The following is a 19,770-nucleotide window of genomic DNA, read 5'->3' as shown; positions in this document are numbered from 1 at the left end:
ATGCCACCGCATTTCATCGACGGAGAACCCCACGACCATCAGCACGACCGTCCCCGGCGGGTCCGGGTGGCGGGGGAGCCCGTCCGGATCGGGATCGGCGGGCCCGTCGGATCGGGCAAGACGGCGCTCGTCGCCGCGCTGTGCAGGCAACTGCGCGAGGAGTTGTCGCTGGCCGTGCTCACCAACGACATCTACACCACGGAGGACGCGGACTTCCTGCGCCGCCACGCCGTGCTGCCGGACGAGCGCATCGCGGCCGTGCAGACCGGTGGCTGCCCCCACACGGCCATCCGCGACGACATCACCGCCAACCTCGACGCCATCGACGACCTGATCGCGGCCAACCCGCCGCTCGATCTGATCCTGGTGGAGTCGGGCGGCGACAACCTCACCGCGACGTTCTCCTCGGGACTGATCGACGTGCAGATCTTCGTCGTCGACGTCGCGGGTGGTGACAAGGTTCCCCGCAAGGGTGGTCCCGGTGTGACGTTCTCGGATCTGCTCGTGATCAACAAGACCGACCTCGCCCCCATGGTCGGGGCCGATCTCGGGGTGATGCGCCGCGACGCCGAGCAGGTCCGGGAGGGACGGCCCACGGCGCTGATCTCGTTGACGGAGGACCCGTCGTCCGGCCCGGCTCTGGAGTGGGTGCGCGAGCAGGTGCGCACCCTCGCCGACGTGCACCAGTAGTGCGCACCGAACTGACGATCGTCGCGTCCCCCGACCGCAGTCCGCGGATCTCCGCGGTCGGGGGGCTCGCAGCGCGGATCACCGGCCGCGACACGGTCCACGTGATCGGCACCGCCGCGACCCCGCTCGGCGGCGACCACTGGGACGTCACCGTCCGGGTGCTGTCGGGTGCCCGGCTGACGCTGCGCAGCGTCGCGGCGTCCCTGGCCCTGCCGGGCCGGGATCGTGTGCTGTCCACGGCGCAGTGGTCGGTGGAGGTCGAGGACGGCGCCGTGCTGGACTGCGCGCTCGAACCCACGGTGATCGCGGGCGGCGCGGAGCATCGCGTCGAGACGACGGTGTCCCTCGCCGGGTCGTCCACGTTGCTGCTGCGTGAGCGGGTGCAGATCGGCCGGGCGGGGGAGAGCGCGGGACGCTGGGTCGGGGTCATGAACGCCGATCTCGGCGCGCTGCCGCTGCTCCGGCACCAGCTGGAACTCGGCGTCGGCACCGTCTCGCACGACGTCCTGGACGGCCCGGGGGCCGTCACGAGTGAACTGCGGTACCCGGACGACCGGCCCGCGGACGTCACCGGCGACATTCGGTCGGCGCGGACCCGTCTGCCCCTCGCCCGCGGCGGCAGCCTCACTACCCGGCTCGGCCCGCACCTGTGACGCAGGTGAGCGGCAAAGTGCGTGATGGTGCGCATTTCCGCACCCGTACCGGGAGCGCCTAAGCTCTACCCTTGTGCTTTCCGTCGTTCCTCGCCCCGTCGTAGTCAGGGCCCCGTCCAAGGTCAATCTGCATCTGGCCGTCGGGGACCAACGCGTCGACGGCTATCACGAGCTGAACACGGTGTTCCAGGCGCTCTCGCTCAGCGACACGGTGTCGGTGGTCCCCGCGGAGACGCTGTCGGTGACGGTCCGCGGCGAGGACGCCCGCGTCGTGCCCACCGACAGCAGCAACCTCGTGTGGCAGGCCGCCGAGATGCTCGCGGCCGAGTCGGGCCGGCGCCCGGACGTCGAGATCGCCATCGACAAGGGCATCCCGGTGGCCGGGGGCATGGCCGGTGGCAGCGCGGACGCCGCGGCGACCCTGGTCGGGCTGAACGCGCTGTGGCAACTCGACTTGTCGCGGGAGGAACTCGACGGGTTCGCCGCGAAGCTCGGCAGCGACGTTCCGTTCTCCCTCCACGGTGGCACCGCGGTCGGGACGGGACGCGGGGAGCGGCTTCTGCCGGTGCTCTCCCGCAGCACGTTCCACTGGGTGCTCGCGCTCGCGAAGGGCGGCTTGAGCACACCGACCGTGTTCCGGGAGCTGGACCGGCTGCGTGCCGACGGGAATCCGCCGCGACTCGGCGGACCCGAAGACCTGATGCACGCGCTCACGACGGGCGACGCCGCAACGCTGGCCCCGTTGCTGGGCAACGACCTGCAGTCGGCCGCGCTCTCACTGAATCCGGGCCTGCGGCGGACGCTGCGCGCCGGGGTCGCTGCGGGTGCGCTGGCCGGCATCGTCTCCGGGTCGGGCCCGACATGTGCCTTTCTATGTGCTGAAGCGGATGCCGCGGTCCGGGTCAGCGCAGAACTCGCAGGTGCGGGGGTGTGTCGCACGGTGCGGGTCGCCAGCGGACCCGTACCGGGCGCCCGAATAATCAACGACGCGGCGGAGGGATCGCACTGATGGCGAATCTGATCAATCTCGAGCAGGTATCGAAATCCTTCGGCATCAAGCCGCTGCTTGATTCGGTATCCCTCGGACTGCAGGAAGGCGAACGCATCGGCGTCGTCGGCCTCAACGGCGGTGGCAAGACCACCATGCTCGAGGTGCTGGCCGGTGTGGAGGCGCCCGACTCCGGACGTGTCAGCCGGGTCGGCGGCCTGCGCATGGCGGTCGTGACCCAGCGCGGCGTCCTTCCGCCCGGCTCGAGCGTCGGCGACGTGGTGCTCGGACCGCTCGGGGTGGCCGACCACGAGTGGGCGGGCGACGCCCGCATCCGGTCGATCCTGGCCGGGATCGGCATCGACAACCTCGGTCTCGAGGTGTCGGTCGACGGGCTGTCCGGTGGCGAGCGGCGACGTGTCGCACTGGCCGCCGCGCTCGTCCAGGACCTCGATCTGCTGGTGCTCGACGAGCCGACCAACCACCTCGACGTCGAGGGTGTGCAGTGGCTGGCGGAACATCTCGTCAGCCGTCGCAGCGCGCTGGTGGTCGTGACCCACGACCGGTGGTTCCTCGACACCGTGGCCAACCGCACGTGGGAAGTGGTGGGCGGCAAGGTCGAAAGCTACGAGGGCGGATACAACGACTGGATCTTCGCCCGCGCGGAGCGCTCCCGGCAGGCCGACGCGTCCGAGGAACGTCGCCGCAACCTCGCCCGCAAGGAACTGGCCTGGCTGCGGCGCGGTGCACCCGCCCGCACGTCCAAGCCCAAGTACCGGATCGAGGCCGCCGAGGCGTTGATCGCGGACGTCCCACCGCCCCGCGACAATGTGGCGCTGGCGTCGTTCGCGCAGCGCCGGCTCGGCAAGGTCGTCATCGAACTCGAGGATGCGCGCCTGGAGACGCCGGACGGCCGGGTGCTCGTCGACGACCTCACCTGGCGGTTGGCGCCGGGGGAGCGTGTCGGCCTGGTCGGCGTCAACGGCTCCGGCAAGACGACGCTCCTGCGCACGCTCGCCGGGGAGATCGCGCCGGCGACGGGTAAGCGCATCCAGGGGCAGACGGTGCACATCGGCTGGCTCCGTCAGGAACTCGACGATCTGCCGACGAACATGCGGGTGCTCGAGGCCGTCAAGGACGTCGCCGAGCGGATCACGTTGGGCGACAAGGAGGTGTCGGCCGGACAGCTCGCCGAACGGCTGGGATTCACGCCGGCCCGGCAGCGGACACCGGTCGGTGACCTGTCCGGCGGCGAGCGGCGCCGACTGCAGCTGACGCGTGTGCTGATGGCGGAGCCGAACGTGTTGTTGCTCGACGAGCCGACCAACGACCTCGACATCGACACGCTGCAGCAACTCGAGGACATTCTCGACGGCTGGGCGGGCACGATGGTCGTCATCAGTCACGACCGGTACCTGATCGAACGTATCTGTGACTCCACGTGGGCGTTGTTCGGTGACGGCAAGCTGACCAACCTGCCCGGTGGGATCGAGGACTACCTGCGTCGCCGGGCGAAGATGGTCGACACCGGCGCACCGTCGGTGGCGTCGACGGCCACCGGTGCGTCGGCCCCCAAGCAGGTGCGGGACGGGGCCGCCGAACGTACCGCGCGCAAGGAACTGTCGCGGCTCGAGCGGGCCGTGGCGAAGCTGGACGACCGGGAACGGAAGCTGCACGAGAAGCTGGCGGAGGCGGCCACCGATCCGGACAAGCTGCAGAAGCTCGACACGGAGCTCAAGCAGGTCGTCGCGGAGAAGGAAGCCACCGAGGAACAGTGGATGGAGCTGGCCGCCGAGCTGGATTAGCGACCCCGCCCGGTCACCACTCGATTCGATAGTCGTACATCCAGCGCAGACTGTCGCTGCGGCCGACCATCCGCATGACGGTCGGCAGGGTCAGGTCGCGGATCACGCGCCCGACCGGTCCGGGTGCCTTGCCGCTGCCGTTTCGCTTGCCCTGGGCGACGATTCGCTCGACCCGGGGGCGGCGTGCGGTCTCGTACGCTGCCAGGGCGACGGCGGTATCGCGGTTGTCTCGCAGGCATCGCGCGAGCACGACGGCGTCCTCGATGGCCATGGACGCGCCCTGCCCGGACGACGGTGACGTGGCGTGCGCCGCGTCCCCGATGATCACCATCCGCGCGTTGCGCCACGTCGGCACGGTCGGAAGGTCGTAGGTGCTCCAGCTCCGGATGATGTGCTCGGTGGCGTCGATGATCTGCCGGGCGGGTCCGGCGTCGCGCGAGAACAGCTCGGTCAGTTCGGCGCGCTGGCGCTCCGGGGTGATCGAGGCGAGTTCGCCTGCCGACGGTTCCGTGCGGCGCCCGGGGTTGGCGAACCACCAGACGTCACCGTCCGGATGGATGAGGTAGCCGAAGAAGCACCGCTTGCCGAAGAGGAAGTGGGCCGCGCCGGGTTCGCCGTCCAGGGCGAGGCCGCTCGCGAATCCGCCGGTGTTGAGGAGGCCGAGATACCGGGGGTCGGGTGCCTGCGGGTCGAGGATGGTCCGGGTGCGCGACCGGAGCCCGTCGGCGCCGACGAGCAGATCGCCGTCGGCCGACGTGCCGTCCGTGAAGTCGGCGTGGACCCGATCGCCGTCCAGGCGGGCGTCCCGGAGTTGCTTGCCGTATTCGATGCGTACGCCCCGTCGCAGGGCCTCGTCGCGCAGGGTGCGGTACAGGTCGGCGCGGCGCAGCGTCTGGGACGGCGTGCCGAAGGAGGTGAGGCCTCCGTTGTCGAACTCGGCAAGCTGTTTCCCGGTTCCGCTGACGATCCGCATTCTGCGGGTGTCCATCCCGAGTCCGGTGACCTGGCGATCGAGATCCAGTAAGTGCAGTCCCTCAAGGCCATTGGTCGCGAGGGTCAGGAATGCGCCCACGCCGTCCGCGCCGCGATCGTGCGCTTCGTACACCACGGGGTCGAGTCCGGCGCGTTGCATGGCCATCGCCGTGATGTAGGGTCTCGCTGCCAGTGGCATTTCGAGAACCTGCGACCTGCGCATTCATCTTGGGTCTCACGATATGGCCACCACGATTTGTCTCAACTTGGTGGCCTGTCTTTAGAGGTCTTTAGAGGGGACCATCTTTGCTGCCGGCAGACCGCTGCGGGACGGTGGGATGGTTCTCGGATAGGGACAGGCCGGAGACCCCCGCCATACTCGCGGGAGCCTCCGGTTGTTCGCGAGTTCCGTGTCAGCAATTCAGGGGCGCTTCGCTGGCCCCTCCGTGGGGACGGAAAATCTGGGCGTTGATCTCACCTGGGCGGGTGGTCACCCCTGGCCTGCGTCGCGGCGGAGGCGCACGATTTCAGGGTGCGTGTTGTGGTCGATCCCGATCCGTCTGTGGTGCCGGTGAGCCTGCGTGTCAGCATGGTGGCGGAGGGCCAATCTTCATCCGCGGGAACCGTGGATTGTTGCCTTCGAGCACGAGTGGGAGAGTTCTGTTTTCATCCCGCCCTCCCCGCAACGCGCACGCCTGCAACGGGAAGTGTCGCACATGAAGGGCGAGGGAGTGATCGGTGATGGAAGTGGTGCACCCGCGGTGCGCGGGAATCGACATTTCGAAGAAGGACGCGAAGGTATGTGTCCGGATCCAGGGCTCCGGGAGGAGGCCGACGTCCGCGACGGTGACGACCTGGGGTGCGATGACCAACCAGATACTGGCGTTGTGTGAGCATTTGCTGGCCGAGAAGGTCACCTGTGTGGTGATGGAGGCCACCGGCGAGTACTGGAAGCCCTACTACTACCTGCTCGAGGACACGCTGCCGGTGATGCTGGTCAACGCCCACGACGCTCGGAACATGCCAGGCCGCAAAACGGACGTCTCCGACGCTGCCTGGCTGGCCGACCTGGGCGCGCACGGGCTGCTGCGAGGATCGCTGGTGCCTCCGCCACCGATCCGCCGGCTGCGTGATCTCACCCGCGCTCGCACCGCGCTGACCCGCGACCGCGGCAGGGCGGTGCAGCGGATCGAGAAGGTCCTCGAGGACGCCGGGATCAAACTGTCCTCGGTCGCCACCGACATCATGGGTGTCTCGGGTCGGTTGATGTTGGAGGCCCTCATCGACGGATCCGACGATCCGGCGGCGATGGCGGATCTCGCGAAACGGCGGCTGCGGGTGAAGATCCCGGTCTTGACCGAGGCGCTGACCGGGCGGTTCACCGCCCATCACGGGTTCTTGATCCGCATGCACCTGACTTTGATCGACCAGTACGGGCAGGCTCTGGGTGAGCTCGATGACCGGATCGCGGAGGCGATCGAGCCTTTTCGGGCGGCCCGGGACCTGCTGATCAGCATCCCGGGTTTCTCGACGATCGTCGCTGAGGTGTTCCTCGCCGAGACCGGCGGCGACATGAGCGTGTTCCCGACCGCCGGTCATCTGGCCTCGTGGGCGGGGACCGCACCCGGCTCGAACGAGTCCGCGGGACGGGTGAAGTCGACCAAGACCCGGCCCGGCAACCGGCACCTCAAGGGTGCCCTCGGGACCGCGGCGCTGTCCGTGTCCCGCTCGAAGGGCACCTACTTCTCGGCCAAGTACAAGCGGATCGCATCCCACCGGGATCCGATGAAGGCGCTCGTCGCCGTCGAGCATGCGATGCTCGTCGCCGCCTGGAACATGCTCACCAACGGTGACCTCTACCGCGATCCCGGGGCCGACTACTTCACCACACGCAAGCCCGCCAGGACCAAAGCACACGCGGTCGGCCAGCTCGAGGCACTCGGCTACCGCGTCACCCTCGAACCACTCGCCGACACCGCATAACCCACCACCGCCGGACCCGGTCAACCCGTCGTAATCCCGGCGGGTCACCGACCCCTGTCCTCACCCGCGGTGGTCACCTAATTTTCGTGGGAGTCGAGGGGATTTTCGACTGACTTCCCGGAGCCTTTGCCGCGTTTTCTCTGTCTGATTTCGACTTCAGGGTGTGGGGCGGGCGGCATGAACATCGGTCGCTCGAACGAGACACGGGCCGTCCGGTCTCGATCGGATCGGTGGATCTCGGCGATGGTCGGGTAGCTGACCCACTCGCATGCCCAGATTCCGCCCACACGGTGGACGACGGGGTCGGCTACATCGTCCTCGTCGATGTTGACTCTCACATCCACGGATGGGTCCGCGTGACCGTAGAGCACCCACCACGAGGGGCGACCAAGTTCTCCCGGGTCGGCTTCTATGAAACTTGAGGTCGTGCCCGGGCCGTGTGGTTTCTGCCAGATACCGTGCGGACTCGGAGGATCTCGTTGGAGGATCGCGTCTAGGTCGTCTTCCTGGGCTACGAGGCTCGTGCCGTCGGCGCGCCATTGCACAACCACGCGGGAACGCTCGAGTACGAGTCGGAGGGGGGCCCCGGCGTCATCGTCTGCATTCATATGTGTCACCAGTTCCATCCTGCATCCTCGCGGTCCCCGGGCAGGTTGTCGGCCGACATGAATCGGTAGATGTTGTCAGGGACACTATCGTCGTAGTGTGACACTGGACTCCGGGCGTAGAAGTAGAAGTATCCGGTTGGGTATTCGCTGAATTCGACAGATACCTGCACCGCATAATTGTGGTCGTCATTCTTGAAGTCCGAGAGCGTCAGCGCCGCTTTGTCTGTCAGATTGATCGGGCGGTTGGTCATGAAGGGGCCCTCTTCGAACTGTGGTTGAGTGCGATGGATTTGCGAGCCAACGACTCCGGCGGCGCCGTTGTACAGCGCCCCGGTGAAAGTCACCCTACCGATGGGTGCGTCGGGGGAGGTGATCCTCGCCTCGAGGATGTCGGTGTAGGGGCCTGCGAGTTGCCAAACGATGAGAGCAGTTCCGGTGCCGAGATGCTCGGGCCCACGGCCGTAGAACAGATCGACCTCATAGCTCGCTTTGAAGTCATTATGAACAGTCCAACAGCCGCCGAGCCCCGTTCCAGAGCACCATGTCCCGGGATCGCTGAGCGCTTGCGGCGGGGCTGGGGCTTCGAGCGGAGCTGATGGCCCCAGTGCCCCACACACCCATGCTCCAACACGCGATGCCTGGGGCAACGGGCACTGGTCAGCCCCGGTGGACTGGAGTTGGTAGTCGGCGTACTTTTCGGTGGCAGGCTTGGGGCTGTAGAGCTTGCCATTCTGGAACTGTTGTTCGAAAGCGACGCCGGAGACGTCGGCCTGGTCGGCAGTGGGATAGCCGAAACTGCTCTGCTCGTAGCCTGCTGCTGACCATTGATCAAAGATGGCGCCGGTGACCGGATGCGCCCCGAATGTGGGGTGCCAGTAGAGAACGCCGCGTTCGAAGCGGTTCATCCGGCCGAGCCCTCCGGGGAGCACGATCTCGTCGGAGATCGGGTAGCCGAGGAGGCTGCCGGGTCGTTCGGCGTTGACGGTGTTCCATTTGTCGCGAATGGCTCCGCGGACGGCATAGGCCTCGTTCAGTTTCCAGTAGATGGCTGCGGTGTTCTGGAACTCCTGGCGTCGGCCGAGGCCGTCGGGGTTGACGATCTCGTCGGTCGTCGGATACCCGAGAGGGCCGCGTTCCCAATTGTTGCGTTGCCACGCGGCGAAGAAATGGTTCACCACCGGGTGCGCACCGCTGGCTGCAGACCAATAGATGGGTCCATTCTGAAACGTATTTCTACGCCCAAATCCGTCAGGATTGACCAGTTCGTTGCTGGTGGGGAGCAGAAGGAAACTGGTCGGACCGCCTAGCGAATCGTACTTGACCCGGATCGCGCCGCACACCTGGTACATCCACTGGGGGAAATAAGTCATGCAGTCCGTTGGGGCGGCCGCGGCTATAGCGTTGGTGGCCGTGGTGGCGGTGCGCGCGTTGCGCGACTTCGATGCCGCCAGAATTTTCGCCTCGGCGATCTCGGCTTTGTCGGCGTCTTCTTTGGTGAATCCCTCGGGCAGTTCTTCGCGATCCGAACGCATCTTGCCCGGGACAACTGTTGCGTTGGGGTTCTCGGTCGGTTTGCCGGTAGGGAATTTTCTTCCCTTCCGCCGGCGGCGCGGAGGTCACACTCGGAGCGGACTCTGCTGGCGTCGATGTCGGCGTACTGTTTTCCGTCTGAGTGCTCGGCGAGGGCACCGCAGTCGGTGCGGCACTGCGCTGAAGTTCCGGTGACGGCGACGGCGACTGTGTGGTCGATGAGGTCGCCGGCGCCGATGCAGGCGATTCCGGCGGTGTGGTGGTGGACCCACTGGGTGCCACCCGCTGGGCCGGGTTCTCCGTGGGCGCCGCCGCTGACGGTGTTGTTGTGGTACTCGGAGTGGGTGTGGGCGATGTGGTGGGTTGGGCCGCGGCGATGCCTCCGCCTGTCGCGAGCATCGCCACCGCCAGCGACGCTACGATCAGGGGCTTCATGGGTGAATCGCGTTGTGAACACGGAAAATGCAGGTATTTCGTCGTTCTGGCCATCTGACACCTGTCTCCAGTGAGGACTTCGGTCAGCGGCGGGCCCGTCGCTCCTTAGCAACGTAAACCAAGACCCTCAGTAATCTCACAGGAATCATCAGTCACTCCAGCCACAGATGGCTGAGGTCCGCTCTCGAATAATCAGTGACCAGCATCTTCGCGCCGGGAAAACTTACGTGCCGAACTGACGCTCCCGGCGTGTCGGAAACAGGAAGAGGGATTGTGATGCAGCGCTTCGCATCAGCTCTCAACCTGGACCGCCAACCTGCGGGTGAAGTAGACGACGCTCGAACACCACGAGGCGTGCCACTTCGTTGGAAATGAGACGGTCACCAATCGCTGGGTTCGTCCGAACAATGCCCTGGTCAGATCGTCTCAAAAGTTAGCTCCACAACTACGTGTCAAAAAAGTCGTACAGTCCTGACTTTCGGTACGCTCCGCCTATGGAGTTGGGATACGCGCGGGTGTCGACGAGCAAGCAGGACCTCGCGCGGCAGATCGACGCGCTCACCAAGGTGGGGATTGACCCGTCGAACGTCTACGTGGACAAGAAGTCTGGGGGCACCACCGAGCGGCCTGGGTTGCAGGCGCTGCTCGGGTACGCCCGCGAGGGCGATGTCATCGTGGTGCATACCCTCGACCGGCTCGGCCGCACGGTCCGCGACACCCTCAACCTGATCCACGACCTGCACCAGCGCGGCATCGGGTTCCGCAATCTGGCGGACCCGATCCGGATCGACTCGACGAATCCGGACGACCCGATGGGCCAGTTGGCGGTGGTGTTGCTGGCGTTGTTCGGTCAGATGGAACGCACCTACGCGGTCGAGCGGGCCGCCCACGCCCGCACCGTGGCCACCGAGAAAGGCCGCCGCACCGGCCGGCCCAGCGTGGTCACCGACGCCCAACTCGCCTACGCCACCCAGCTACGGAACGGCGGCGCCACCATCGCCGAAATCACCGCCAAGACCGGGCTCACCCGCTCCACCCTCTACCGACACCTCCCGTCACGTCCGCCAGAGACACCTGCCGCCGGGACCGCCACGGTCGAAGAACAGCCCTCGCAGTCAACGGTTCCGGTGGCCGCATCACCCGCCCCCGGACCGTCGGCCTGCCCGACCTGCGGATATCAACCCACCACGCGCCGAGACCTCGTCCCGCATCGCGCCGATCTTGCCACCGTCTGGCTGCACCTCGACGGCGGCGGCCACCTGCGGCGGGCGCGGCACTGCGCCCGCTGCCAGCCGCACAGCCACGTTCTGGTGATCAGTTGCAGCCGGTGTGGTGACGGCCCGTTGCTCACCGGATCGCCCGGTGACGACCTGCCCCCGCAGGCCCTGACCTGGCTCGAAGACCACGGATGGACCACAACTCCAACGCTCGTCTGCGACGCTCACGATCGATGACATGCAATCGCCCACTCCGGGGCGCCGTCCTCCGACACCCTTGGGTGATATCATTGGTGTGATATCGGAGGTGGTCACGGTGGAACAGATCCTGATCCGCAACCTTCCGGCGGGAACCAAGGCCGCTCTGCGCGCGCGTGCCGAGCAGCATCACCGGTCGGTCGAGGCGGAGGTACGCGAAATCCTCGGCGAGGTCCTCGAGCGGGAACCGGTCACGCTCGTCGACTTGTTGAGCACCGATGAGGGTGCCGACATCGAGTTCGAGCCCGGACGCCTCGGTTTGACCGCCCGAACTGCTGAGTTGTGAAGTACGTCCTGGACACCAACGTCGTGTCCGCGCTGCGGGTTCGGGGCCGTAACCGGTCGGTCGAGGTCTGGGCGGCGTCGGTGCCGGTGGCCGACCAGTTCGTGACGGCCATGACTATTGCCGAGATCGAGCGGGGCGTGGTCGCCAAGGAGCGATCCGACCCGGAGCAGGGAGAGGTCCTGCGCCGGTGGTTCGCCGAGCGGGTGCTGCCGGCTTTCGCCGACCGTGTGTTGCCGTTCGATCTGCCGGCCGCACGGGTGCTGGCTACCTACCGGGTGCCCGAGCATGCGCCGTTCGACGACGCTCTCATCGCCGCTGTCGCTCAGGCCGCCGAGATGACCGTGGCGACGCGCAACACCAAGCACTTCGACCCGCTCGGTGTCCGATGTGTCAACCCGTGGGAACCGAATGCCTGAAGGTCCGACTTCGGTGTAAACGCCCGTCTCCCGAGCGATAACTCGAGTGCGGTTACCGGGGCTCGCTGAGCTGTCCGGTACGGCCGGCCTCGCTCGGTGGACGAATCGGGATGCCGTATTGCTTCGCGATCCGGCTCATCTGCGGCACGTCGCGGCCCGCCTCGTGTCCGAGTTCCCGCAGTGTTCGCCGCTGGGTGACGTACTGGTCGTGGAACCATGCCGGATCGACCGGCGGCCGACAGGATTGGGGTGTGATGCCGTGGTGTCGTGCCAGCCGGCCTGCCGACTTCCTGCTGATTCCGATCATCGCGGCGATCTCGGCGAGGGTGCGGCGTTGTACGCAGTAGAGGTCGACGAACTGTGCCCGGCTCACCGCGTCTTCGGCCGCGGCCAGGGCCGCACGTCGTCCGAACCGCTGTGCGGCAGTGGACGATGCGGGTGCGGGGTGGTTTTCGAGAAGGTAGCGGACCACGTCAATGGTGGTGCCCAATTGCCGCGCGATCTCTGACAGTGCGGTGTGTTCGTGGCGGGTCAGGTCATGGAGGGCGGCGAGGTCCACGGCGCCCGGATCGGGTCCGGGTAGGTCGAGCCCGTCGAGCAGATGTGGGGGTGGATGCCAAGACAGAGGTTCCTCGCCCAGTCCGTGGTCGTCGAGGAACTGCCGGGCCGCCGCCGCGAGTAACGCGGCCAGGACGGGGGTGAGTGCGCGCGGGAACTCGGCCCGTTTCGCGCGGACGTCGTAATCGTCTGCGAGGAATGGGGACTGGGACGCGGGGAGCCCGCTGAGTCGTTCGAATAGCAGGCAGCGGGCGAAGTCCGCCTTCTGGCCGGCGCCGGGCGGTGTTCCGGTCCGGCGGCAGATCTGATGCCACAGGTCGTCGGGCAGCAGTGCGCAGTAGTTCAGGTGGCGGCGCCGGTCGTAGTCGATCGGGGGCGGCTCCGCGGCGAGGTGGTCCGCCAGCCGGGTCAACGCGGTCAGACTGTCGTCCCACCGAGGGGAGTTCCGCAGGCATGCGAGCGTGCGGGTGACTCCGCCGGCTCGGACCGCCGAACCCAGGCGGTCGGCGGCCTCACCGAGCCCGACTGCGGTGCCCACCAGCACCAATGCCGCCGACAGGGCCGGTCGGACCTGCGCCGAACTGCACGGGGCCACCGTGAACCGCAGCGACCATTCCGGCCAGAGCAGGGCCGGGATGCGGCGGGCCGCAGCGCCTACCGCGACAGCACTTGTCGACGGGTAGCTCGGGAGGGCGGCGGCGCTGCGGTACCGCAGCTGATCGACGGCACGGACGAACAGCGGCCGCAACGCGGCGAGCTGAATGGCCGCCAGCGTCGTACTGGTGGCGCTGCCCCAGTCGCACATGGTTCCGGCGGCGACAGGCCGACCCAGACGCCGACCGCCGTGCACCAGCCACCGCAACGCCTCGCCGGCCCCGGCGATGTCGGGCCGATCCAGTACCGTCATGGCCGTGGTCACCGCGACGGCGGTTGCGATCGCCCCACCGGCCCCCGACAGCTGCGACCCGCGCAACGCCGGTGCTTCCGATACGGGCGCCGACCGAATCCGGGCCAACGCATCGGCGAGGTCGGCGGGAACCCGAGCGGCGATCTCCTCGATGCCGCCGTAGACGAGGACGCGGGATGCGATGGCATGCAGATCGGCCAGCACCACGCGGGCCCCGATGGGGCGGTCGGCGTACACACCGAAGGTGCCTCGGCCGGCGGTGAGGACATCGAGCACGCGTTGCTGGGCCAGGATCGCCGGGTGATCCGGGCGCAACCGCATCATCGGTGCCGAGGTCAGGGCGGCACCGCACCGGGTGAGGCCACGTGGGCGGGCGGTGTCCGCACTCCGATGGACGCAGCGGCCCGGACTCGGCACGACCTCGCGGAGGGGACGGCTGCACCGTTGGAAGCTTTCGCAGCGCGGGCAGGTGTCGGCCAGCAGGCGGTGGTGTTCGGTGCAGGCGAAGACGCACCCCAGCCGCCACTGCAGTTGCCACCGACCACCGGACTCGGCGAGGCAGTCCGGACAGTACCGGGATCGTCGTCCGCGACCCCAGGGCAGGCCCGCGGCCGCTCGTCCCTTCCGGCCGTTCAGCGACAGGGCGATGCCGTCGTAGCGGGCCAACGTCATCGCCTCGACAACGGCCACCGGCAGGTCCGCCGCCGCGGCGATGGTGTCCACGTCGTTCGGGCGCAGGTGCATCGGCCACAGGTTCGGGCGCCTAACCCTGTCGGCGGCAGTGCTGTCGTCGGGGCGCAGGGCCTTATCCAGGTCGACGAACGCCGTGCCGGTGCGGTGCGCGATGGCCTCGAGCCAGGAATCGATCGCCTCGCCGGGCAGCGGGGCGACCCGGATCGGCAGGGACCGCACCCCGGTCATCGGCGGCGCTGTGTCGGCCGGGTGGTGATGCGGCGCGCGTCGAGGGCTGCCGCGAGTTCGCGCCGCGCGGTCTCGGCGTCCTCGTCGTTGCTGACGGTGTCGAGTACGTCGGCATCGAGGCGTTCGCGGCCGGTGGCGACCGCGCGGTGGCAGCCGCGGTTGACCAGCACCATCAGCGACCCGATGTGGCCGGTGCTGCGGGTGAACAGGTAGTCCGACAAGTCGTCGGCGAGCATGCCGGGGTACTTGTCGGCCAGCACCAGTCCCTGTTCGATCGCCAACAGCATGGTCCGCCATTCGCGGCGGCCGGTGTCGGTATCGATGACGAACGGCCGCATCCCCACCAGCGTGGTGCCGCGCCGTCTGCGCCTCGGCGAACAGGCCGCGTTCGGCCAGCTTCACCCCGACAAAGACCACGGTGACCGGGAACTCGTTGGCGATGTACTTGAAGCGGTTGCTGATCTCCACACCGCTGGTGGCGTGCATCCGCAGGAAATGCAGATCATCGACCACCAAAAGCCTTGTCTCGCAGGAGGTAACACAGTCCAATGTGCGGCGGGACAGGTCGGCGCTGGTGCCGCGGGTGATCCCGGGGTGGGCCCAGAACTCGAGCATCGCCCGGTTGAACTCCTTGAGGCCGGTGTTGCCGGTCAACCCGACCCGGCACACCGGCCACCGCTGGTGGCCGTCGCGGGTGTGGGCGCCCTTGATCCGGATCTCGCGGCGGTGGAACTCCTTGGCGAACGCCAGCACCGATGTCGTCTTGCCCAGGCCGGGGTAGGCGTCGATCGCGACCGCACCCTTGGCCTTGTCGCCGAACTGGAGGTTGCTGTCGACCACGGTCGAGAGTTGCTCGTGCAGCGCGGTCAGTTGCGGGGTCCGGATCGGGCCCAGGTTCGCGTGCCACAGCTGCCGGAAATGGTTGTAGACCTCGGTGTCGTCCGCGCTGAGCGCCCGCAGCTGCCGGCGGGTCAGCACCTGCGGTGCGACCAGGGAAGGGGCGTCGGCGAAATCGCGCCACCCCTCCTTGCGGGAGAGCGCCACGTTGCCCAGCGGCGCGTAGTCCTGCAAGTGCTGCCGGATCAGTGCGATGGTCACAGGTACTCCAGCGCATCGGCGTAGAAGTCGCCGTCGTCGGGCAGCTCCGGCTCGTCCTCGGCGTCGTCATCACCGATGTCCTCGCTGGTCTGCGCGGCGTCGACCGGCGCCGCCGTGCCGTGACGCGTCACCGATGGCGGTCCGGTCGGGTCTGTCGGTCCGTCCGGGTCGAGGTCGAGCGCCGCGTCCTCACGTGCCATACGCAACGCCATGCGCCGCTCGGTCATGCTCGACCCGAGGCCGAGGTTCCACCGCTCGAGTAGGTCGGCGACCGCGATCCGGTCGTCGGGGTAGGTGTACTTCGCCTTCGCCAGCCTGCGGGCGAATGCCAATGCGTCCTCGCTGAGCGGCATCTGCATCGACCGGGCGTGCTCCCACTCGAGCGGGTACCACCGCCGGGAGGTCGGATCCCGCAGGTAGATTCGGGTGATGTCGTCCGGGTCGACGTGCAGTGGCCACCACCGGCCCTTGCCCTTTCCCCGGTCCGGGTACGGGCTGGCACCGTCGCGGCACCCGGGCGGCAGGTCTCCGTGGTAGCGGCGGCCGTGCACCTCGAACCCGTAGTGCTGGAGGGTGCGCCACTCCACCTTGAGGAACTCGTACCCCAGGTCCGGATCGCGAGGGACCTCGATGTAGCCGGCGCGGGCGATGCCGTGCTCGAACATCACCGCCGGCGACATCTTCACCGACGGCAGATGCGGATCGAGCAGGCTCTCGTGCGGCCGGTGGTGATACACCACCGCCACCCACTCCCGGATGATCGCCTCCAACTCGTCGAGGTAGAAGAACGCCTCCGACTCCGGCGCCACCCCCCGAGAGTGCACGTCCGGGCCCTTGTATCCGGGCAGTGCCTGCAACAGGTCCTCCCGGATAGTGCGGAAGAACCGCTCCACCGGGCCCTTGTCGCGGCCGGTCCGCAACCGGGCCGGCTGGATCGAGATCCCCATCCGCTGACACACACTGGTCAGATGCTCGGAGACGTAGATCTTTCCGTGGTCGATCACGATGGTCTCCGGCGCCAGCGCCGGACTCGCCGCCCCAGTCATCGGCCCGTCGATTGCGTCGACGTCGACCAGTAAGGACCGCGGAATCCCGTGCTCGGGCCACACCGCATACGCGGGCCAATCCTTACCCGCTGGACGCGGACGGAACGCCTGATACAACGTGGCCGCGGCATCGACCGCCTTCGTCGACACCGGCGTGAGCCGGATGCCGACGACACAGCGTGTGTACCAATCCATCCCGACCGTTAATTCCGCCTGCACCCACCGCAACGTCACCGGGTCCAGGGCAAACACGTCCAGCCGGGTGGTGTCCATCAACAGGTACTCACCCGGCCGGGTCGGCCGCAGCTTCCCATACGGCCCGTCCGGCCGGGTCGCGATGTCCCGATTCCGTTTGGTGCTCAACCGGAACGTCGGATGCCCCCGCTCCAAGTCCTCGAGTATCCGAAACGCCGTCGCCCGCGACGGCAGCCGCACCACGCCCGCACCGAACCGGGCCACCGCCCGGGCGTTCGCCCGCTCGATCACCATCGTCCGTGACGGCCGCGACTGATCGGTGTGCTCGACCATCACCTCCAACGCCGTCTCGACCCAGCGCTGGTCGCGGTGCTCCGTCGGCCCATTCCCGGCCGCTCTGCCCGGTACGAGGCCGGCCTCGCCGCCGCGGCGATAGTCACCGATCCAGCGCCGCAGTGTCCGCACCCCAATCCCGAGCTCCTCAGCCTTCGCCACATACCGCCTCGTCAACGGCATCGCCGGGTCGTACTCGGCGCGCGGTTCGCCCGGCGCCGATAACTGTGCGGAACCCGACCTATACCCGGTCAGGACCTCGCGCACATGCGCAGCCCGTTCGAGCACTTGATTGCGGTCGGGTTCGGTCAACATCGCCGTCACGACGGAAGACAACTCGCCGGGATCGTCGGAGGACGGCCCACCCTCCTCGGGGATCACACGCACGTTCTCCGAGGTCAGCAGCTCTCGGACGGCGAGGCGACGGATCTGACCGTTCGTCTTGGTTCTGAGCACGACCTCATTACTCGCCGCGGTTGCCATCATCTCGATCACCTCGACGATCTCACCGTCGTAGATGAACCGAGTCCCGACACCGACCCGCGCCGCTGCGCCACTCATGACGCCGTCCGCAACACGCTGGCGGCGGTCAACCTCTGGGTCATGTCCACGCTGAACTCCTGCCGCCACAGCAGATGAAACAGCGCCGCCCGTACCGACGGTTCCGGATAGGCAGACACTGCAGACAGCGCTTCTCCGAGCCTGTTCCCCTCCCGCACTGCACTTCTCACCGCGTCGAGCACATCCGGATCGAAGAACCACGCCCGCCGATAGCCGGCGAGGAACCGCACATTCTCCAGCTCGATCGGAGGCGGCTCGCTCCACACCTCGTAGCGCCATCCCCGCGCGGTCAACACCGACCTGGTCCACTCGAACGTGAACGCCACCGTCTTCGACTCCAAACGCCGGCGAGGTTTCACATCCACGATCACCGGTCCAGCGTTTGTCAGCAACAGGTAGTCCGGAATGTGCCGACGTTCCTTGTCGTCGACCAGGCACCTCAGCAGGAACGGCTGCGCGGCAATGCGCTGCACCCCCACATCGAAGTCCGCGAAAATCAGCCGCGCCAGCTCCAGCCGCGATTCGTAGATCACATGATCGGACTCGGTCGCAGTCCAATAGGTACCCGAATAGTGCTGCTGACCTCCATGCCAGCGAAAGGTCCGCCACGGCGCGGAGGCGACAATGTCATCGGCCGCAACCTCAGCCAGCGGTCGGATCTCCTCGGCGCCGTCCACTACGTGGCGGCGAGAGAGCTGCGCCGCACCCAGATTCGACGACCCGGCACGCGGCTTCGCCGATCCAGCCACCGTAGCGTTCCCCATCGCGGCATCTCCCCGCATCGGAAAGTAACTCGGTTGGATCATCCACCCGCAATCCGCTCACACCACGCAGCCACGCCGCGACAATCTCACCCAGATGGCCAACTGGCCACCGAGTGGCCATCTCGCGTGAGATCTGGCCAAGGTTCTCGAGACCCTACACGTGACCGGGCCGGCGATTCCTCCTCCGATGATCAAAACGGTGTTAGTCATAAAGTGACTATACATAGAATGACTAATTCGCAGGCGCGGATATGCTCGACGAATGTCCTCACCGCGTAGATCCGTGCTGGCGATGGCCGTGCTGTCGATGCTGTCGGAAGAGCCGATGCACGCCTACCGCATGCAGCAACTGATCAAGGAGAGGCACAAGGACGAAGTCGTCAACGTCGCGCAGCGCAACAGCGTGTACCAGACGATCGAACGCCTGCTGCGCGACGGATTGATCGAGGTCGAGTCGACGGAACGGGCCGAGAATCGCCCCGAACGAACGACGTACCGGCTCACCGGAACGGGCGTGACAACGTTGAACCACTGGCTACGGGGGATGGTCGCGGAGCCGGCTCGCGAGTTCCCGGAATTTCCGGCCGCGCTGGCATTCCTGCCGAGTCTCGACTCCGACGACGCGCTCGATGCCCTGCGTGCGCGGATCACGGTGCTCGAACAGCAGCTGGCCGGGCTCGACGCCGGCCTCGCCGAATCCGCGTCGCTCCTTCCGCGACTGTTCCTCGTCGAGGACGAGTACCGGCGCGCGGTGCTGGTCGCCGAACTCGACTACGTGCGGTCGCTGGCCGACGACGTCGCGGCCGGCGAACTGCGCTGGTAGGGCCCGTCAGAACCGCAGCGACAGGATGCCGTCGCGGTCCGTGACGTGAACGGACCGCCCGATCACCGATCGCGCCGGGGTCTCCGCGAACGCGGACAACGCGGCCGCCTCCGCAGGGCCGGTATGTCCGGCCAGACGCCGGCCGTCGGGGGTGTGCGCGACGACGAAGCCGGTCGCCGGGGCGCCGTCCCGGCCGTACTCCACCGTGGATGTGACGATCTCGGCTAGTCCCAAAGCCGTGTAGTTAAGTCGTGGGTTGTGTTGTCAAGGGTCGATGTCGGTGAGGATGTTGATGGCGATGGTGGCCTTGAGACTTGGCCCTCGAGTGCGGCCGCGGGCAGTGCTGGCGACGAACTTGGAGATCGCTCGTTTGACCACGCGGGGGTTGGTTCGTGATCGTCGGGCGGGCATCAGGTGGTCGAGGACGCGTTCGCCGATGATGCCGACGAGGTCGACGACGGTGGTTTCGATGACACCCGCGGCGTGAATGAGTTGGTCGCGGGCCGCGTTGAGGGCGATGGTGAAGCTGGCACGGTCGGGATCGACGTCGGGGCACCCGAGGGTGGCGTCGGTGATCGCGACGCGCAACGCCTGGTAGGTGACGAGCAGCGCGTAGATCTCCTGCTCCACCCCGCGTGGGGTGCGGGCACGCAGCACCCGGCCACCGAGGATCGTCGATTTCAGCTCCAGGAACGCGGTCTCGATCTCCCACCGATCGTGGTA

Annotated in this window: 17 protein-coding genes and 2 pseudogenes; 10 read left to right on the top strand and 9 right to left on the bottom strand. The window is 67.5% G+C overall.

All coding sequences use genetic code 11. The annotated features are described in order from the left end of the window. The 4 genes from ureG (at position 1) to ACFVJ3_RS06725 (ending at position 4,136) form a co-directional block, all read left to right on the top strand. Complete coding sequence (gene ureG / locus ACFVJ3_RS06740; RefSeq protein WP_112300514.1) at positions 1–690, top strand: urease accessory protein UreG; 690 nt, start codon at positions 1–3, stop codon at positions 688–690. Then, a complete protein-coding gene (locus ACFVJ3_RS06735) occupies positions 690–1,343 on the top strand; it encodes an urease accessory protein UreD (protein ID WP_378451338.1) in 654 nt (217 codons plus the stop codon). Before ureG ends, ACFVJ3_RS06735 begins: the two co-directional genes overlap by 1 nt. A 73-nt stretch (positions 1,344–1,416) precedes the next feature. After that, positions 1,417–2,352 carry a 4-(cytidine 5'-diphospho)-2-C-methyl-D-erythritol kinase gene (locus ACFVJ3_RS06730; protein ID WP_378451337.1) on the top strand — a complete coding sequence of 312 codons (936 nt, stop codon included), beginning with the start codon at positions 1,417–1,419 and terminating at the stop codon, positions 2,350–2,352. After that, positions 2,352–4,136, top strand: coding sequence for an ABC-F family ATP-binding cassette domain-containing protein (locus tag ACFVJ3_RS06725; protein WP_378451336.1), 1,785 nt, complete (start codon positions 2,352–2,354; stop codon positions 4,134–4,136). Before ACFVJ3_RS06730 ends, ACFVJ3_RS06725 begins: the two co-directional genes overlap by 1 nt. 13 nt (positions 4,137–4,149) lie before the next feature. Here the strand turns inward: ACFVJ3_RS06725 and ACFVJ3_RS06720 are convergent, their stop codons facing one another. Continuing rightward, on the bottom strand, positions 4,150–5,307 hold the full coding sequence (locus ACFVJ3_RS06720; protein WP_378451335.1) for an FAD-dependent oxidoreductase: 1,158 nt from the start codon (positions 5,305–5,307) through the stop codon (positions 4,150–4,152). Positions 5,308–5,849: 542 nt separating this feature from the next. Between ACFVJ3_RS06720 and ACFVJ3_RS06715 the strand changes: the two genes are divergently transcribed. Beyond that, positions 5,850–7,091: an IS110 family transposase gene (locus ACFVJ3_RS06715; protein ID WP_378451334.1), complete on the top strand. Its 1,242-nt coding sequence runs from the start codon at positions 5,850–5,852 to the stop codon at positions 7,089–7,091. 77 nt (positions 7,092–7,168) lie between these two features. On the opposite strand, the gene ACFVJ3_RS06710 is transcribed toward ACFVJ3_RS06715, so the two are convergent. Together ACFVJ3_RS06710 and ACFVJ3_RS06705 are read right to left on the bottom strand one after the other, a co-directional pair. Beyond that, on the bottom strand, positions 7,169–7,717 hold the full coding sequence (locus ACFVJ3_RS06710; RefSeq protein ID WP_378451333.1) for a hypothetical protein: 549 nt from the start codon (positions 7,715–7,717) through the stop codon (positions 7,169–7,171). Next, positions 7,705–9,231: an LGFP repeat-containing protein gene (locus ACFVJ3_RS06705; RefSeq protein WP_378451332.1), complete on the bottom strand. Its 1,527-nt coding sequence runs from the start codon at positions 9,229–9,231 to the stop codon at positions 7,705–7,707. Before ACFVJ3_RS06705 ends, ACFVJ3_RS06710 begins: the two co-directional genes overlap by 13 nt. Before the next feature lie 209 nt (positions 9,232–9,440). On the opposite strand from ACFVJ3_RS06705, the gene ACFVJ3_RS06700 reads away from it, so the two are divergent. From ACFVJ3_RS06700 to ACFVJ3_RS06685, 4 genes are all read left to right on the top strand, one after another. Beyond that, positions 9,441–9,722, top strand: coding sequence for a hypothetical protein (locus ACFVJ3_RS06700; RefSeq protein WP_378451331.1), 282 nt, complete (start codon positions 9,441–9,443; stop codon positions 9,720–9,722). A gap of 436 nt (positions 9,723–10,158) precedes the next feature. Continuing rightward, positions 10,159–11,118: a recombinase family protein gene (locus tag ACFVJ3_RS06695; protein ID WP_378451330.1), complete on the top strand. Its 960-nt coding sequence runs from the start codon at positions 10,159–10,161 to the stop codon at positions 11,116–11,118. A 79-nt stretch (positions 11,119–11,197) separates the two neighbouring features. Next, positions 11,198–11,425 (top strand): Arc family DNA-binding protein, encoded by a 228-nt coding sequence (locus tag ACFVJ3_RS06690; RefSeq protein ID WP_378451329.1) that lies wholly within the window; start codon positions 11,198–11,200, stop codon positions 11,423–11,425. Then, positions 11,422–11,841 (top strand): type II toxin-antitoxin system VapC family toxin, encoded by a 420-nt coding sequence (locus ACFVJ3_RS06685; protein ID WP_378451328.1) that lies wholly within the window; start codon positions 11,422–11,424, stop codon positions 11,839–11,841. The genes ACFVJ3_RS06690 and ACFVJ3_RS06685 overlap by 4 nt, the downstream gene beginning before the upstream one ends. Before the next feature lie 52 nt (positions 11,842–11,893). On the opposite strand, the gene ACFVJ3_RS06680 is transcribed toward ACFVJ3_RS06685, so the two are convergent. The 4 genes and pseudogenes from ACFVJ3_RS06680 to ACFVJ3_RS06665 form a co-directional block, all read right to left on the bottom strand. Continuing rightward, positions 11,894–14,227, bottom strand: coding sequence for a TniQ family protein (locus ACFVJ3_RS06680; RefSeq protein ID WP_378451327.1), 2,334 nt, complete (start codon positions 14,225–14,227; stop codon positions 11,894–11,896). After that, positions 14,224–15,325: pseudogene (locus ACFVJ3_RS06675) on the bottom strand (AAA family ATPase). Before ACFVJ3_RS06675 ends, ACFVJ3_RS06680 begins: the two are co-directional and overlap by 4 nt. After that, on the bottom strand, positions 15,322–17,460 hold the full coding sequence (locus ACFVJ3_RS06670; protein ID WP_378451326.1) for a helix-turn-helix domain-containing protein: 2,139 nt from the start codon (positions 17,458–17,460) through the stop codon (positions 15,322–15,324). Before ACFVJ3_RS06670 ends, ACFVJ3_RS06675 begins: the two are co-directional and overlap by 4 nt. After that, positions 17,457–18,137 (bottom strand): TnsA-like heteromeric transposase endonuclease subunit, encoded by a 681-nt coding sequence (locus ACFVJ3_RS06665; protein ID WP_378451325.1) that lies wholly within the window; start codon positions 18,135–18,137, stop codon positions 17,457–17,459. The genes ACFVJ3_RS06670 and ACFVJ3_RS06665 overlap by 4 nt, the downstream gene beginning before the upstream one ends. 349 nt (positions 18,138–18,486) lie before the next feature. Between ACFVJ3_RS06665 and ACFVJ3_RS06660 the strand changes: the two genes are divergently transcribed. Beyond that, a complete protein-coding gene (locus ACFVJ3_RS06660; protein WP_378451324.1) occupies positions 18,487–19,047 on the top strand; it encodes a PadR family transcriptional regulator in 561 nt (186 codons plus the stop codon). Between the two features lie 6 nt (positions 19,048–19,053). Here ACFVJ3_RS06660 and ACFVJ3_RS06655 read toward each other — a convergent pair. Continuing rightward, positions 19,054–19,290: pseudogene (locus ACFVJ3_RS06655) on the bottom strand (acetyl-CoA acetyltransferase); the annotation flags it as partial. Positions 19,291–19,311: 21 nt separating this feature from the next. Then, positions 19,312–19,770, bottom strand: a 459-nt coding sequence (locus ACFVJ3_RS06650; protein WP_378451323.1) for a transposase, incomplete at its 5' end; no start/stop codon positions are given.

It is taken from the genome of Rhodococcus sp. NPDC127593 (assembly GCF_042671975.1).
GTDB lineage: Bacteria > Actinomycetota > Actinomycetes > Mycobacteriales > Mycobacteriaceae > Rhodococcus_F.
Note: the sequence above shows the minus strand (reverse complement) of the source record. Positions and strands in the feature narration are given on the sequence as shown.

Coding starts and splice junctions, on each gene's coding strand:
- ureG (WP_112300514.1), top strand. CDS start 1: ATGCCACCGCATTTCATCGACGGAGAACCCCACGACCATCAGCACGAC.
- ACFVJ3_RS06725 (WP_378451336.1), top strand. CDS start 2,352: ATGGCGAATCTGATCAATCTCGAGCAGGTATCGAAATCCTTCGGCATC.
- ACFVJ3_RS06720 (WP_378451335.1), bottom strand. CDS start 5,307: ATGCCACTGGCAGCGAGACCCTACATCACGGCGATGGCCATGCAACGC.
- ACFVJ3_RS06715 (WP_378451334.1), top strand. CDS start 5,850: ATGGAAGTGGTGCACCCGCGGTGCGCGGGAATCGACATTTCGAAGAAG.
- ACFVJ3_RS06710 (WP_378451333.1), bottom strand. CDS start 7,717: ATGGAACTGGTGACACATATGAATGCAGACGATGACGCCGGGGCCCCC.
- ACFVJ3_RS06705 (WP_378451332.1), bottom strand. CDS start 9,231: ATGCGTTCGGATCGCGAAGAACTGCCCGAGGGATTCACCAAAGAAGAC.
- ACFVJ3_RS06695 (WP_378451330.1), top strand. CDS start 10,159: ATGGAGTTGGGATACGCGCGGGTGTCGACGAGCAAGCAGGACCTCGCG.
- ACFVJ3_RS06680 (WP_378451327.1), bottom strand. CDS start 14,227: ATGACCGGGGTGCGGTCCCTGCCGATCCGGGTCGCCCCGCTGCCCGGC.
- ACFVJ3_RS06670 (WP_378451326.1), bottom strand. CDS start 17,460: ATGAGTGGCGCAGCGGCGCGGGTCGGTGTCGGGACTCGGTTCATCTAC.
- ACFVJ3_RS06660 (WP_378451324.1), top strand. CDS start 18,487: ATGTCCTCACCGCGTAGATCCGTGCTGGCGATGGCCGTGCTGTCGATG.